Consider the following 13,693-nt stretch of genomic DNA (forward strand, 5'->3'; position numbering starts at 1 on the left):
CCCTTGGAGAACTTGAAAGAAGCAATAAGGAGGATGGTGAAGCCGCAATTCATAGATTTGAACTTGAAAGCGGTGGATAGAGGTAAGGCGATCGGTGAGTCCCTCCTCAAAGGGGTGAAAGTTTAAGCCCCTTTTCCCCCAATTTCCCAAGGGGCCATGATGAGTATTCGGCAAGAGGGTGTATATGGCCCAGAAGAGGGTCAGCTGAGCCCACCGGGAGGATGATCCCTTGTTCCCCTTCAAAGATGAGAATCCCAGTCCGATAACCCCTTGGGTTACTTACGGATTGATCTTATTCAACGCGCTGGTCTTCCTTTGGGAAATAGCTGGCGGACCCGTGAGATTTGAACTGTTGATCTATGAGTACGGATTCATCCCCAGGTTCTTCTTGGAGGATCCCTCCTCCAACGCGTACAGGCTCTTCACCTCGATGTTTATGCATGGGGGTTGGCTCCACTTGTTGGGGAATATGCTCTATCTCTATATATTCGGGGATAATGTGGAGGCCGCCTTCGGCCACTTCAAGTACATCATTTTCTACCTTATATCTGGAGTTGCTGCGAGCTTCCTCCACATGGCAGTATTCCCCCTATCAGAGATACCTTCTGTGGGCGCCAGTGGGGCGATAAGCGGTGTTCTAGGGGCCTACCTCGTCTTCTTCCCCCAAGCTAGGATAATGACAGCCATCCTCGTCTGGTACTTCATAACGGTTGAACCCATACCAGCCAAGTATTACATAACATTCTGGTTTATATGGCAGCTCATTCCCGGTCTATTAGCTGGAGAAGCCACTGGGGTTGCCTACTGGGCCCATGTGGGTGGATTCATAGCGGGGGTCCTAATGGCGTATCCCTACAGGCATAGGGTGAGGTACCTGAGGAGACTCTGGATGATGGAGAGGTACCATCATGGACCGTACTGGTAGGGCCTCAGAATTGGCTGAAGTCATGAAGTTGGCTTATGTGAGGGGTTATACTACTGGGGCAGGAGGAAATGCGAGCGCACGCGTGGACGAGGGGATACTCATAACCCCGTCAGGTGAATTCAAGGGAAGGTTGAGGGCCGAGGACATAATACTGATTGATCACCGGGGGAGAGTCCTAGGGGGTAAAGGGAGGCCCAGCTCAGAGTGGAAGCTCCATCTAAAGGTCTACGAGATCAGATCGGATGTGGGAGCCATTCTCCACTGCCATCATGCAGTAGTAACCGGGCTGGCGATGTCCATGGTGAGTTCGAAGATCGATGAGGAGGTTCTAGCCCCATTGAGGGAGTCTGATTGGACAGAAGAGGCGAGGATCATGCTGAGGGACGTTAAAATACTCCCTTGGAGGCCATACGGTACTGAGGAATTGGCTGAGATCGTATCTAACGCATTGAAAGACGTTAATGCCGTTGTAGTACTGAGGCACGGCGCATTTGTCGTTTCTAAAGATCCTTGGCTTGCACTATCAGCCATGGATTCACTAGTCGAAGTGTTCACGATAAACTTGGTGAGGCGGCTAGTAGGCTAGCCTTCCCTCCAAGGCCTCCCCACCCCCACATACAAGACCCCGGAGGGCAAGGAGTCTACCTCGATCACATGCCTCCCATCCACTATCAACCTCAACTCATCTGACAGCTGAAATAGCTCGCTGGATTTCATTCGATAGGCGGAGTGATCGGTCGATATCACCGCAATATCGGCTCCCTCGAGTGCCTCGATTAAGTCGTTCGTTAGAGGTATCCCCATTTCATCAAGCTTGGCATCCTCCCTTATCATAGGATCATGAACAACTATTTCCCTGACTCCCATTGAGAGTAAGTGATTTATCAGATAATAGGTTGGGGAGAGACGCGAGTCGGGTACATCACCTCTAAAAGCCAGCCCCAAGATAGCTAATTTAGGGCTCGATATACCGAGCCTTTTCATACCCTCTCCGACGAGACCGGATATCTCTGCAGGCATGTTCTCATTTATGGTTCTAGCGATAGCGGTTAAAGGAAGTTCCATATCTAGATCCTTAGCCTTCCAAATGAGGAATCTCGGGTACACAGGGATACACAGGCCTCCAACTCCCGTGCCCGGCCTATGTAGGTGGGAATAGGGTTGACTGTTGGCGGCCATCCTTACCTCATCGTAATCCACGCCCAATCTCCTGCAAAGGGCTGCTATCTCATTGGCCAAAGCTATATTTACATCTCTATAGATCCCCTCGGCCAACTTCTCGAGCTCCGCAGCTAAATCGCTTGACAGCTTTATCACTCCTCTTTTAACCACTAGCGAGTAGAGACTGGCCGCTACTTCCGTGCTTTTGGCATCGATACCCCCTATCACCTTGGGGTAGGACTCGACTATGTCCCTCAACGCCCTTCCCTCTGATATCCTCTCTGGACTGTAGGCAAGCCCGAAATCCTCTCCAGCTTGAAGCCCGCTTAGCTCCTCTAAAATAGGTTTGAGAACTCCTCTAGTGGTTCCTGGAGGTACGCTACTCTCAAGTATGACTAAGTCTCCTTCCTTGAGTCCCGAGGCTATGGACTCGGCTGCGGACCTGATAGCATTGAGGTTAGGATTTCCCTCTTCATCTATCAGAGTTGGAACAGCAATTATCTTGACGTGAGTTTCCCTAGATGCCCATTCGCCATCACTTGTCGCCTTTAACCTCCCCTCATCCAAAGCCTTTTTGAAGACATCCGTGAGACAGGGTTCATCGACTGGAGACTCCCCTCTGCTGAGTTTGAGTACCTTTCCCTTGTCCACATCCACTCCTATACCGCTAGCGCCCGCTTGGAGCCACGCCGCTAGTATGGGGGAACCGACATGACCCAATCCGTAAACTGAGACTTTTATCCTACCATCGCGAAGCGCCCTCCTTATCTCACCTTCTTCCATGTCGAGCAACTTCATTTTCCCATCAGGAGTTGACATTATTACTTACTTTAAAGTAGTTAGAATCGGGTGAGCTCATGAGGAGGGTAAAGACCGGCATACCCGGCATGGACGAGCTCCTCAATGGAGGCATACCTGAGAGGAACGTTGTACTCCTTTCAGGCGGGCCGGGTACGGGAAAGACGATCTTCGGGATGCAGTACCTGTACAATGGATTGAAGAATGGCGAGGCTGGCGTCTATGTGGCTCTGGAAGAGCACCCGGTGCAGGTCAGGATTAACATGTCCGCATTCGGGTGGGATCCCAAACCTTACGAGGAGGCGGGCAAGTTCGCTATAGTGGATGCATACACCGGTGGCATAGGGGGAGCGGCCAAGAGGGAAAAATACGTTGTTACCGACCCGGAGGATGTTCACAGCCTCATAGATGAGATGAAGGCCGCTATCAGTGAAGTGAGTGCGGTCAGGGTCGTTGTGGATTCGGTTACCGCTCTCTACCTGACTAAACCCGTAGTGGCGAGGAAAACTGTTCTCCTCCTAAAGAAGGTGTTATCGGGAACGGGAACTACGTCCATATTGATAAGCCAAGTGGGAGCCACTGAGAGAGGGTTCGGCGGTCCTGGAGTCGAGCATGCAGCCGATGGCATCATTAGACTGGACTTAGATGAGTGGGATGGAGAACTCATCAGGAGTCTCATAATATGGAAGATGAGGGGGACCGCCCACTCCATGAGGAGGCACCCCTTCGAGATTACGGATAATGGAATAGCTGTGTACCCCGATAAGGTGGTCAAGAGGAGGAGCATTATTTTAGAGGAGTGACGCGGCAGCCACTACTGAGGTGAGCGCGCATAGCGCTAAAGGACCGCATAAAATCATCGCTGGAACACTACGTCAGCAAGGCTAGAATTGCCATCAACGAGATACTAGATAAAGAGTCGAGCACTCCCTTCTTCCTTCCCTTAAAGGAATTCCTTAGTGGAGGGAAAAAGGTAAGGCCCGCTCTCCTCCTGATCGTCCATGACGCCTGTGGTGGAAGTGGGAATCCGGGTCCCGCGGCTGCCGCTATAGAGCTCATACACGCGGCTTCCCTGATACACGACGATATAATAGACAGAAGCACTCAGAGGAGGGGTGAGTTCTCCTTCCACATGAAGTACGGGTTCGAGATGTCCATTCTCGTGGCTGACTTCATACTATCGCTGGTTCTAGACATAGCTAGTATGTACGAAGATAGGAGAGTTGGTGGGATCCTATCTAGAGCATCTAAACTCATGTCTGTGGGAGAGATGAGGGAAGTACAGGTGTTGAAAGCCGGGGATCCCCTCTCCTTGGACGAATATCTCGAGATACTCAAGTATAAACCCGCCGTCCTTTTCGAGGCGGCCACATCATTGGGCGCTGTGATTGCTGGTAGGCCCGATATTTCCAATGATCTGGGTTTATATGGGCTCTACATGGGGATGGCTTACCAGATAAAGGATGATTTATTAGACTGGGGATCTCCCGGGGAACTCACCTCCCTTCTTAAGGAGGAAGGGCTAAGAGAGCTCTTGGAGGAGATGGCTAACGGTCTAGCCGCTGAGGCCATAGAGAAATTAGAGGTGTTGGGGGATACCCCCCAGAGAGACCTGCTCAGGGATCTGGCTCTTTATTCAATAAATAGGGAGGAGTGAAGGTTAGGCTACAGGAGACTCAGGAACACCGTGAAGTTGAGGGCTACCCATAGTATTACCGCGGTAAGCAGGGATCTTCCCTTGTTCATCTTGAACCCGTATCTGCAAGCCAGATAGACAATGACTACCATCCACAAGGAGACTAGCATGTTTATGGCCTGCTGTTGAACCTCTAGTCCTTGAGGCATCGCACCACCGAACCCTCCTACGTTCCCAGTGGAGAGGTCTATCTCCCAACTCATGGGGGGCATGATATAGCCTACGTATGCCATCAGGAGCCCAGAGAGTATAGAAGGTATGTTCTTAAGGCCCGCCACCATCAGCGATGAGGAGAAACTCCCCTCACCCGACATGAGCTTCACTAGCACGAAGAGGATGACGGCAGTTACTAACTGGATGAATAGCTCCGAGAGAAGGGCTTCTAAGTAGATGATCGCCGGATTCTTCATGAATACGTTCATCATCTCCTTGGCCGCCTCTAAAGCCTCCTCCGGTATGCTCCCCCCGCCCACCAAGCTGATCTCTATTTTCTGAAATATCATCCACATGCCCAAGCTAGTGAAGATGGAGCCTATCAGTAGAGCCACTAGCCAATACTTGAGCTTTGGCTTGATCACCATCGCCCTGAAGATTGTTGAAGCAAGCCTCATCGGCTGAAGAAGGTAGTCAGTGAGTGAGTAGGGGATCTCTTCTTCAAACTCTTCAGATATTTCGAAGCCCATGCCCATCACTGGGTTGTAGGATTCACTTATGCGTTAAAAATATCTCCATAACCTTAAAATGCCGGAGTATCCCCTTCTACATGGCCCACGCGATGAGGAGAGCGAACATCAACGAATCCTCAGCGGAGATGGAGTTCCCAGCTCACACCGAGCGTGGGCCCCTGTGAACATGAACGATCGTGTGCAGACCACATCACCGATGAGAGTCAATTTTATTAGTGCGGTGGTCCATCCACTCCATTGGAGCCGGGGTAGCTCAGCCTGGTTAGAGCACCGGACTCATAAGTTGGGTCGGGCCCACGGTGCTCCTGCTGGGAAATCCGGGGGTCCCGGGTTCAAATCCCGGCCCCGGCACCATCTATTCGCGGAATAACTTGAATACCCCTTTCTTCCGCTTTACCTCTCATCTTACTATCAAAGGTAGCTAGAGGAATGCCTTCCCTCTCGGCTATGGATAGTACGAGTTCGTCTTCCCAGTCCAAGGGATCATCGCATGACAGGGAGTCGAGGATCTCATCCAGCTCGTTGTGCGCCAGCTCGGCCCGTTTATCTGCTAAATATGTTAGTATCAAGTCCCTCGTTCTTTTAGCATCGAGACCAGCTCCTCTGCTGAACCAGAACAGTTCCACCACAACTATGAGAGGGATTATCCACTTGTCTAGGGAGATGAGGAGTTTCCTAGCTTCATCGTGCCTCTCCGCATCACTGAAGTAGGCATAAATCAGCACATTGGTATCTACCACAGCCCTCAAAGGGTTGCCCCCCTAGAGATAAGGTAATTAACCGTTTCATCGTCTAGCTTCATTCCCAGAGTTCCTCTAGTCGCTGGCGAGACCCGGCGAATCGAGATATCATCCTCCTTCATCACAACCGAGTAAACGGCATCCTCTAAGTAGAACGACAGGAACTTGAGCAGGCCTCTCTTGGTGAAAATCTTCACCATCATCATAATCCCCGTAAATGGGGCCGCCGGGATTTGAACCCGGGACCTCCGGCTCCCAAGGCCGGCATCCTACCAAGCTAGACCACGGCCCCTCTTATCAGGGAACTCATCGAATAAAACTATTTCACGGCTGGGACCGCCTCCTCTCTCCACAAGATAGGCTGGAAATGACTCCCCTATCCAGCAGTACAGACACTTTAGAACCCTTGGGAAGTTCTAGTCGGAGGTCTAGGGTTTCGCCCTCATCTAAAACTGTATCCACTCGTCTAAGCTCCATCACACGGTCTCCCAGTACCACGCTCACGTAGTAAACCTTGACCCTTGCACCCCCATTCACCACATACAAAATTGCTTCCCCATCGCTACAGGTGAGGCTTCCAGTGGCATAAGTCCTGAACGAGGAGATCGAGATGTATGAGAGGGAGACGGCGATTATTGAGATCAAGCCCAGAGAAACAAGTGTTGTGGCGAGAGGCCTACTCCTGCTCATTTGAGAACCTCTCTGAGAACCACTTGGGTTCCTTTAGGAGCTTCACCAAGGGAAAGGCCATGCTGCCAGCCGAGGAAATCCCGCTCGAGAAATTGTACTGCTCTCCCGTCTCATCAGCTTTGTATACTAGGAAGCTCCCTTCATCCTCTTCTTCGTAGAGGACATAGGAGAATATGTCTGGTTTTGTAGCTCCGTAGTTGTTTGCGAAGGTACCTATCACTCTCTTACCAAGAGTCTCGCTCCTGAAATCTAGAAGAACTGTAATGGAGTTGGATGCCGCCGCCAACCTCAGAAGGTCGAGTAAGGAGCTTAGCTGCAGCAATTCGAGCTCCCAATCACAACCCTCCTTCTCCTCGGGACCCATCCCATCCCCCCACACGTTGACGGGTTGGGATTTAACCTTTATTTAAAGGCAGGTGAGGTCAGGTACAGCGCCCTCAACAGGACCGTGAGAGCTTTTACTAGCCCTGGATCTGTTGAGATAAATCCATTTGTCGTATTTTCATCGGATACAAGCCCAGATTTCTCTGTAACGAACGCGAAAAGTTCTAGGTTTGCTATTCTTATGTTTCTCGTCCTGAGACCCTTGCTCCTCAGTTTCTCGTAGGTGTCTGGACTGTCCACAATTAGACTGATGTTCCTATACCTCAGACCAGGGGGGACAAGTTCCACAGATTCCTCATTGGTTATCAAAATGAGGAAGTCCTTGGAATCCCTCAGTAGTATGTTAGATACCCTCTTTAAGGTATCTCTACCTTCCACCGGCAGGGTGATCTCGCCGAGGATCCAGAGGCCCTCGCTGAACTCCACCTTGAACATCTTATTGAGTAAGGAGAGCTTTCGAAGTGCTTCCTCTAACACCATCTCGAAGAGGAGGGTGGGTAAAAGATCGAGAGGAGGGGATGAAGCCTTCAACGGCCTAGTAGGGGTCACTTTTACTAAACCGAGATCTTCTAGGGATTCCAAGACCGCATATACCTTAGTTCTGGGTATCCCTGTAGCCTTGCTCAGGTCGCTTGCCTTGACCTGCTCCCTAGAGAGAACGAGGTAGGCCAATGCCTTGGATTCGTATGAGGAGAGACCCAGCTCTCTTAGAAGCCTCTCCAGACTGGATATCGTTTTGTCTCCGCTGTCCATCTAGTGGACTTCTACCATCTCAGCTATTATCTTACCACCGGAGATCTTCCTTATCCTAGCTATTACGGTGATTCCTGGATCTGCAGCGCCGACTATCACCACGGGTCTTCCCCTGTAGACCCCTTCTCCTTCACCCCTCCTGTTGACGGACTGTACCAGCACTTCTATTAAGTCTCCTGGCTTCAGAGAGGAGGATTTCTCCTCTGGCTTATCGAATCTGGTCACGTACAAGCTCCCCTTAGCCTTCCTGCCTAGCCTCCCCTTCCAACCTCGGGAGGAGTCGTTTCCTTTCGGGTTCCTTCTCGGCATGTTATCCCCACGGATTCGCTAGGTAGGTGGGATTTCCCCACTTAAAAATCATTGTTGAAGGCTTCACTCTTGAACCACCAGCCCCATGACATCCATCACATTCGTCATGGTTGGTCCCGTGAAGATGGCATCGCCTAGCCATGAGAAGAACGTGTGGGAGTCGTTATTTTTCAGGAAGACTTCAGGTCTTAGCCCCTCCGATAGTGCTCTCCCCAGAGTCTGGCCGTCAGCTATTGCTCCCGCCGCATCAGACACTCCATCCACCCCATCGGTACCCACGGATCCCATCACGACGCCCTCAAGGCCCGATATAGTTCTGACTCCTCCTAAAACCAGTTCTTGGTTCCTTCCCCCAATCCCCTGCCCCGTCACCTTCACAGTAGTCTCTCCACCCAAGATGACGGCTGCAGGCGGGGAGAGGGGCAGTCCTTCCTTTGCTATGGAGACTGCAAGCCCTGCCAGAAACTTACCTATATGTCTGGCCTCTCCTTGTGCCCTAGAGCCGAGTACAAGGACGTTGTAGCCCATCTCAACTAGCGCCCTTTCAGCTGCCTGAACGGCCTTCAGATTATTGGCCACTATCAAATTCACGACCCTATCAAATACCTCGTCGCCCGGCTTGGGGGTCTCCGGTATCTCGCCTTTTAACCCGCGCTTCAACACCTTTATAACGGATTTAGGCATTTTATCGATGAGCGAATAGTTTTCGAGCACCTGCCAAGCGTCCTCAAAAGTCGTCTCATCAGGCGCAGTTGGACCGGAAGCTATGACATCCAGAGGATCCCCTATAACGTCAGATACTATCAACGACACGACAGTAGCTGGATATGCGGCCTTGGCGAGCCTACCACCCTTTATCTGAGATACATGCTTCCTAACTGCGTTTATTTCCCTGATATCTGCCCCAGAAAGTACGAGCAACCTGTTCATCTCCCGGAGGTCATTCAGAGAGATGCCTTCCATGGGATACTCCATTAAAGCCGAACCGCCGCCAGATACCAGGGAGAGAACTAGGTCCCTCTCCTCGGCCTTTCTAGCTATATCTAATATCTCTTTCGCTCCTTTCAGGCTACCATCATCTGGGATGGGATGGCCAGCGGGATTCAACCTGATCTTCGAGAGGGAAACGGTCTTCTCGGTCTTAGCTGGGACATTGACCCAACCAAATGATATGAGTTTCCCTATCCTGTCCTCCACGGCTTTAGCCATCATGCTCCCAGCTTTTCCCGCTCCCACCACGTATACATCCTTAAAAGATCCTATGTCGATGGATGAGGTACCGAACACTATCTCCTGATCCGAGAATCTGGAAAATACCGCTTTGTAAGCGTCAGCTGCCGTTATCGCCTTATCAAAAGCCAGCAGCAAGGCTCTTCTAGCGTCCTTGTCCTTCCTAGTCGCCCCGTTATCAACCAGCTCATCAAGATTTTTTATGTAGGAGGAGCTCATGGAACGTTCATCCCCCTTGAGCCGAGTTCCTCGCCCTCAGCATTAAACCTGATGTATCCCAGTGCAATTCCATCTAGTGGTCCCTCATACTTGGTTAAGACGCTCATCCAGCCCTCCCTAATGTCCATTGATTGTATTATGCCGACACCCTTGCAATCCCTCCCTCGGATAAGACCTACGTAGAGTCCCTTGTATACATTCATTGGGCCTATTCTCACTTCCTTGTTCAGGAGCCCTGAGAGCATCGTGATTTTCCTCCTATCTACTTCGCCTTCCGTGATCGCTATGAGCATGTCGGGGGACTCTTCCATCCAATGAACTCTCACTCCCAAGATGCGCTCCAAAAATGGGATGTACTCGTCCTTCACCCTGCCAGTCATAAGGAACGTATTCATCAGCTCGATTTCCCGGAGATCAAGCTTTCTCGTAGCGGCGCCAGATAGGTATCTCCTGAGGAGAGCTCTTCTGACGGTGATCCTGTAATTCCTGCTTTTGATCAGATCACCTACGGGTGATCTGACCTTTAGAACCTTTACATCTTTAGGGATTGTCCTAGCAATGTGATTCAAGTCCCCTTCTTCCTTCTCTATCAATACCACGATGTCTGGATCCAAGAACTCAACTTTGAACCTCTTTAGAGCCCTAGCTGCCCCTCCGTCCACGAAACCTGTGGTGTTTATTAGAACGGTATCGCTCCTAGATCTATTCAAAGCGTCTAGGAGACCCTTCACCATCGGGAGGAAGTGGCCGCTCGGTGTCTTGTCGCCGATGAAGTACATGAAGTCAGGTTCCAGTAACTTGGTGTGGATGACAGGCTTTCCCACATCCTTGCTGGAGATCACCCCGGGTGGTCCCAGATCGGACTGACCAACGTCTGAATCGATTATGGAGACTGTGCTACCGCTCCTCGCTATCCTGTTGATCGTAAAGACTACTGTAGAACTCTTGCCAGAATCTACTCTTCCTATGAACACGGTATTTTTGCCTGCTATAGTTTCAGGAAGCTCTTCCCACCAGTCCGGGATGGGGCTCTCTAACTTCACGTAGTGTCCATCTATAGCCAATTTCGAATCGATTGAGGATGTGATTAGTAGCTCTACACCCTCCATCTGAACCGATATCTCATCGAACTCGGCCCCCCAAACTTCAATGTTGCCGCTTAGGAGTTTAATATAGGCTGGTGACCTCACTAACACCCCCTCACCCTTCGGCACTTCCACCTCTCCCGGCATCGGACATACCCGCACCGGAATCATTTAAGGGAACCTTGGGTGACGACCGAATGTGGGTGAAAAGGTCTTGATCCTAGAACTCGAGTGTAAAAAGTCCTTGGAAGAGACATCTGTACCGACAGACTTAGAAGGAGAGGTAGAGGCGAGGGTAGAGCTAGAGGAGGTAGGGAAGTACCGATACGTCATCGAGCTACCTGAGGAATTAGTGGGCGGGGATCTCCTCCTTCCATCCGTATACTATGCGGTGGAATCGCTATTGGAGCATCTCCCCCCGATCTGCGAGGTGAAGAGTGTTGGATTTCCTCTCGACAGGGTGAGGTCCCCCATCCCCGGTAAATCTGGATTGAAGAAGTATTTAGGGCTGAGAGGACCGGGTGTGGCGGCCTCAGTAGGAAAAAATATTGTTTTGCACCCTCTCTCACATGCGAGATTATTTAGGGAGATGTGTAAAGCCGGTCTCCACGTGGGCTTCGATCCTCTCAATTTAATGGATGAGGAGGCTTCTCCCTACCTAGATAGGGCTCATCAAATAGTCGAAATCACCGATAGAATAAAAGAAGAGGAAGGAAGGCGGGTGTTGTACTTCATGAGACTTCCTATATCTTCGGAAGACCTAGAGCGCGCCATCTCCTTGGGGATGAAGGGATTCTACGTTCACCTGTGCTGGGATTTAGGTAAGCTTGAGCTTGCGATCGAGTTCCTAGATGATATATTCTTAGCAGTGAGGGGGGTGAACTGCCTCGTTAGAAAGGCAGGTCTGGGAATTAAAGCCACTTACGAGCTCCTAAAGGTTAGTGGCTTTGATCTGATTGAGAGATCCGTGGCATGGAAACGGGAGGATCTGGGGATTGTTATGGAGTTAGACGAAATCATAGGAGGTGGAAAGGGCGCCGCGATGCCGTTGACCGCTCCCCAAGTCCATCAGGGAATAGCCATCGCTAATGTACCTGAGGACCTGCAAGTGATCCTCAACGGGGATCTAGGAATATACGATCACCCCAGAGGGATCATAGCTGGAGTGAGATCCATGAGAGAGGTGTTAGATTCTTTCATGAGGGGTGAAAACCTCTTATCAGTAATCAGAAGGGATAGGGATGTGGAGGCGATGGTGGAGAAATGGGGATATCTGTTACCGTGAAGGTGGGTTGCTGCGGGTTTCAGGTCTCTAGGAAGAGGTACTACGAGAAATTCAGGTTAGTGGAGATCCAAAAGACATTTTATAAACCTCCCAAGGTTGAAACTTTAAGAAAATGGCGTGGAGAATCCCCTAAAGATTTTGAATTCACCGTAAAGGCCTGGATGGCCTTCACCCACGATCCCAAGAGCAGGATATGGGGTAAGACGGGCCTTCCTAAGGAAGACTCTTACGGGTCGCTAAAGCCCACCAAGGAGAACTTCGACCTTTGGGAGGAATTCAGGACTCTAGTGAAGGAGCTCGGAGCGAATATTGTAGTTTTTCAAAGCCCGCCCTCCTTCGAATTCAACGAGGTCAATCTCACCAACGCGCGAGAGTTCTTCTCAGCCATCTCGGGGGATTTACTGCTGACATGGGAGGTCAGAGGGGCTGGTTGGTTCAAGAGCCCGGAGTTCAAGGATCTGCTGGAGGACCTAGGTATCTCCCATGTTGTAGACCCCATGTACGAAGTTCCTGTTTACGGTAAGATCCGGTATTACAGGTTGCATGGGAGGAGGGAGGGGAAGAAGATCATTTACTCTCACAAGTACAGTCAGGAGGAATTAGAGAAGCTTAGGGAGATCGTGGAGAAGTGGTCCTTGAGGGAGAACTACGTACTATTCAATAACTCTTATTTCAGCTTTGAGAATGCCATCCAATTCCAAGAGATGGTTCATTCCACGTAGAACCAGCCCTCCATTTTCCCCCAGTCCCACCTTATTCCTTCCCCGACTGCCAACCCGTAGACTACGGCTCCTCTCCACACGCTGAACTGGGGGTCTGAGACCATCTTGGGATCGGTTTCCAGACCCACAGATTTCATCATCACCTTAAGCTTGGTCGGCGAGTCCGTTGCTATCCCTTCCAATCCTTTGGGGACTTGCCAGTTGAAGGCCCCTCCCGATAGTATAACGTGCCTCGCTATGGAAGATTGTAGTTCGACGGGGGTCTTGGAAATGGCTTCCCTTATGGCTTCGGCGAGGCTCACATCCCCTGGGATCACTTCACCTCCCACTAGAGTGTCCTTGGGAGGAGTAAAGCCCCTAGAGTAGTAGCTCTCGAAGATCTCGTGCCCGGGATTGAAGAAGAACTCGCCGATGAGGAACCTCTGCCACGCTTTATCTCCCATGTCCACCTCCACGGTAGTACCGGGAATGCGGAAGACCGACTGCAACGCGCTGGGATGGTCCTTCGCCCAAGATATGGCTTTATCTACGTCTAAGGGAAGGAGACCCACCGATTCCTTGAATATACGGACGAATTTCTCCTCCCTAGCTAAGTCGGAGTAACCGAGATCCTTCAGTATCTGGGCCGCGATCCTGTCCGAGTCGCTTCCTCCCCTGTTGAGGGGAATCAAGGCGGCCTTGATTACGTCCCTGCTTATGGGCGTTATCTGGGTGTTTCCATGTCCAGCTTCAACCACGATGCATGTTACCGCCTTCTCCGCTATAGCAACAGCTAGCGGCTGTGGTATTATAGTGACCGCCCTCACGAGGCCACCTCCTTCCTCGGCGTTCACCTCCCTATGGATCTCAAACATCCTCTCGTACATGTAGGTGGGTGCTTGGGCAGCTAGCGATGCGACTACGAAGAAGCCATGGAAGGGAACTCCAGTAGAATCCGTTCTTCCGGGATGGTATTTGAGAAGCCCGTATCTCACGAGCTCCTTTATAACCTTCCAGCCCCTCTCATCCCC

General features: G+C 51.0%; 16 protein-coding genes and 2 tRNA genes. 7 read left to right on the forward strand and 11 right to left on the reverse strand.

Features of this window, described 5'->3' with window-relative positions:
- Positions 1-229 precede the first annotated feature (229 nt).
- Positions 230-925 (forward strand): rhomboid family intramembrane serine protease, encoded by a 696-nt coding sequence (locus QI197_06835; GenBank protein MDK2373073.1) that lies wholly within the window; start codon positions 230-232, stop codon positions 923-925.
- On the forward strand, positions 909-1,511 hold the full coding sequence (locus QI197_06840; GenBank protein ID MDK2373074.1) for a class II aldolase/adducin family protein: 603 nt from the start codon (positions 909-911) through the stop codon (positions 1,509-1,511). The genes QI197_06835 and QI197_06840 overlap by 17 nt, the downstream gene beginning before the upstream one ends.
- Here the strand turns inward: QI197_06840 and QI197_06845 are convergent.
- Positions 1,508-2,884: a nucleotide sugar dehydrogenase gene (locus tag QI197_06845; protein ID MDK2373075.1), complete on the reverse strand. Its 1,377-nt coding sequence runs from the start codon at positions 2,882-2,884 to the stop codon at positions 1,508-1,510. The genes QI197_06840 and QI197_06845 overlap by 4 nt on opposite strands.
- Positions 2,885-2,943: 59 nt before the next feature.
- On the opposite strand from QI197_06845, the gene QI197_06850 reads away from it, so the two are divergent.
- Together QI197_06850 and QI197_06855 are read left to right on the forward strand one after the other, a co-directional pair.
- On the forward strand, positions 2,944-3,687 hold the full coding sequence (locus QI197_06850) for a KaiC domain-containing protein (GenBank protein ID MDK2373076.1): 744 nt from the start codon (positions 2,944-2,946) through the stop codon (positions 3,685-3,687).
- A gap of 101 nt (positions 3,688-3,788) precedes the next feature.
- Entirely contained in the window at positions 3,789-4,541 is a 753-nt protein-coding gene (locus QI197_06855) for a polyprenyl synthetase family protein (GenBank protein MDK2373077.1), read from the forward strand.
- An 8-nt stretch (positions 4,542-4,549) separates the two neighbouring features.
- On the opposite strand, the gene QI197_06860 is transcribed toward QI197_06855, so the two are convergent.
- The gene (locus QI197_06860; GenBank protein MDK2373078.1) at positions 4,550-5,263 is read right to left on the reverse strand and encodes a YIP1 family protein; all 714 of its coding nucleotides are present in this window, start codon (positions 5,261-5,263) and stop codon (positions 4,550-4,552) included.
- A gap of 245 nt (positions 5,264-5,508) precedes the next feature.
- Between QI197_06860 and QI197_06865 the strand changes: the two genes are divergently transcribed.
- Positions 5,509-5,620: transfer RNA gene (locus QI197_06865), tRNA-Met, on the forward strand.
- Positions 5,621-6,011: 391 nt separating this feature from the next.
- On the opposite strand, the gene QI197_06870 is transcribed toward QI197_06865, so the two are convergent.
- The 8 genes from QI197_06870 to QI197_06905 form a co-directional block, all read right to left on the reverse strand.
- Positions 6,012-6,209, reverse strand: a complete 198-nt coding sequence (locus QI197_06870; protein ID MDK2373079.1) for a hypothetical protein — start codon at positions 6,207-6,209, stop codon at positions 6,012-6,014.
- A gap of 15 nt (positions 6,210-6,224) precedes the next feature.
- Positions 6,225-6,298, reverse strand: a tRNA-Pro gene (locus QI197_06875).
- A gap of 32 nt (positions 6,299-6,330) precedes the next feature.
- Positions 6,331-6,696: a hypothetical protein gene (locus QI197_06880; protein MDK2373080.1), complete on the reverse strand. Its 366-nt coding sequence runs from the start codon at positions 6,694-6,696 to the stop codon at positions 6,331-6,333.
- Complete coding sequence (locus QI197_06885) at positions 6,683-7,060, reverse strand: hypothetical protein (GenBank protein MDK2373081.1); 378 nt, start codon at positions 7,058-7,060, stop codon at positions 6,683-6,685. Before QI197_06885 ends, QI197_06880 begins: the two co-directional genes overlap by 14 nt.
- A gap of 38 nt (positions 7,061-7,098) precedes the next feature.
- Complete coding sequence (locus QI197_06890) at positions 7,099-7,833, reverse strand: helix-turn-helix domain-containing protein (GenBank protein ID MDK2373082.1); 735 nt, start codon at positions 7,831-7,833, stop codon at positions 7,099-7,101.
- On the reverse strand, positions 7,834-8,142 hold the full coding sequence (locus QI197_06895) for a hypothetical protein (GenBank protein MDK2373083.1): 309 nt from the start codon (positions 8,140-8,142) through the stop codon (positions 7,834-7,836). It lies immediately after the preceding gene.
- A 63-nt stretch (positions 8,143-8,205) separates the two neighbouring features.
- Positions 8,206-9,591 carry a glycerate kinase gene (locus QI197_06900; protein ID MDK2373084.1) on the reverse strand — a complete coding sequence of 462 codons (1,386 nt, stop codon included), beginning with the start codon at positions 9,589-9,591 and terminating at the stop codon, positions 8,206-8,208.
- A complete protein-coding gene (locus tag QI197_06905) occupies positions 9,588-10,823 on the reverse strand; it encodes a Clp1/GlmU family protein (GenBank protein MDK2373085.1) in 1,236 nt (411 codons plus the stop codon). Before QI197_06905 ends, QI197_06900 begins: the two co-directional genes overlap by 4 nt.
- 67 nt (positions 10,824-10,890) lie before the next feature.
- Here QI197_06905 and QI197_06910 point away from each other — a divergent pair, with 67 nt between their 5' ends.
- Together QI197_06910 and QI197_06915 are read left to right on the forward strand one after the other, a co-directional pair.
- Positions 10,891-11,961 (forward strand): hypothetical protein, encoded by a 1,071-nt coding sequence (locus QI197_06910; protein MDK2373086.1) that lies wholly within the window; start codon positions 10,891-10,893, stop codon positions 11,959-11,961.
- Positions 11,940-12,683 (forward strand): DUF72 domain-containing protein, encoded by a 744-nt coding sequence (locus QI197_06915; protein MDK2373087.1) that lies wholly within the window; start codon positions 11,940-11,942, stop codon positions 12,681-12,683. The genes QI197_06910 and QI197_06915 overlap by 22 nt, the downstream gene beginning before the upstream one ends.
- Here QI197_06915 and QI197_06920 read toward each other — a convergent pair.
- A partial coding sequence (locus tag QI197_06920; GenBank protein ID MDK2373088.1) for a hypothetical protein occupies positions 12,671-13,693 on the reverse strand: 1,023 nt, incomplete at its 5' end. The two genes, QI197_06915 and QI197_06920, sit on opposite strands and share 13 nt — an antisense overlap.

It is taken from the genome of Thermoproteota archaeon, assembly GCA_030130125.1.
Taxonomy (GTDB): Archaea; Korarchaeota; Korarchaeia; order Korarchaeales; family Korarchaeaceae; genus Korarchaeum.

Excerpts from the sequence above, each read along its gene's own strand:
- QI197_06840 (MDK2373074.1), top strand. The coding sequence starts at position 909 with ATGGACCGTACTGGTAGGGCCTCAGAATTGGCTGAAGTCATGAAGTTG.
- QI197_06845 (MDK2373075.1), bottom strand. The coding sequence starts at position 2,884 with ATGAAGTTGCTCGACATGGAAGAAGGTGAGATAAGGAGGGCGCTTCGC.
- QI197_06850 (MDK2373076.1), top strand. The coding sequence starts at position 2,944 with ATGAGGAGGGTAAAGACCGGCATACCCGGCATGGACGAGCTCCTCAAT.
- QI197_06860 (MDK2373078.1), bottom strand. The coding sequence starts at position 5,263 with ATGGGCTTCGAAATATCTGAAGAGTTTGAAGAAGAGATCCCCTACTCA.
- QI197_06870 (MDK2373079.1), bottom strand. The coding sequence starts at position 6,209 with ATGATGGTGAAGATTTTCACCAAGAGAGGCCTGCTCAAGTTCCTGTCG.
- QI197_06880 (MDK2373080.1), bottom strand. The coding sequence starts at position 6,696 with ATGAGCAGGAGTAGGCCTCTCGCCACAACACTTGTTTCTCTGGGCTTG.
- QI197_06885 (MDK2373081.1), bottom strand. The coding sequence starts at position 7,060 with ATGGGTCCCGAGGAGAAGGAGGGTTGTGATTGGGAGCTCGAATTGCTG.
- QI197_06890 (MDK2373082.1), bottom strand. The coding sequence starts at position 7,833 with ATGGACAGCGGAGACAAAACGATATCCAGTCTGGAGAGGCTTCTAAGA.
- QI197_06895 (MDK2373083.1), bottom strand. The coding sequence starts at position 8,142 with ATGCCGAGAAGGAACCCGAAAGGAAACGACTCCTCCCGAGGTTGGAAG.
- QI197_06900 (MDK2373084.1), bottom strand. The coding sequence starts at position 9,591 with ATGAGCTCCTCCTACATAAAAAATCTTGATGAGCTGGTTGATAACGGG.
- QI197_06905 (MDK2373085.1), bottom strand. The coding sequence starts at position 10,823 with ATGCCGGGAGAGGTGGAAGTGCCGAAGGGTGAGGGGGTGTTAGTGAGG.
- QI197_06915 (MDK2373087.1), top strand. The coding sequence starts at position 11,940 with ATGGGGATATCTGTTACCGTGAAGGTGGGTTGCTGCGGGTTTCAGGTC.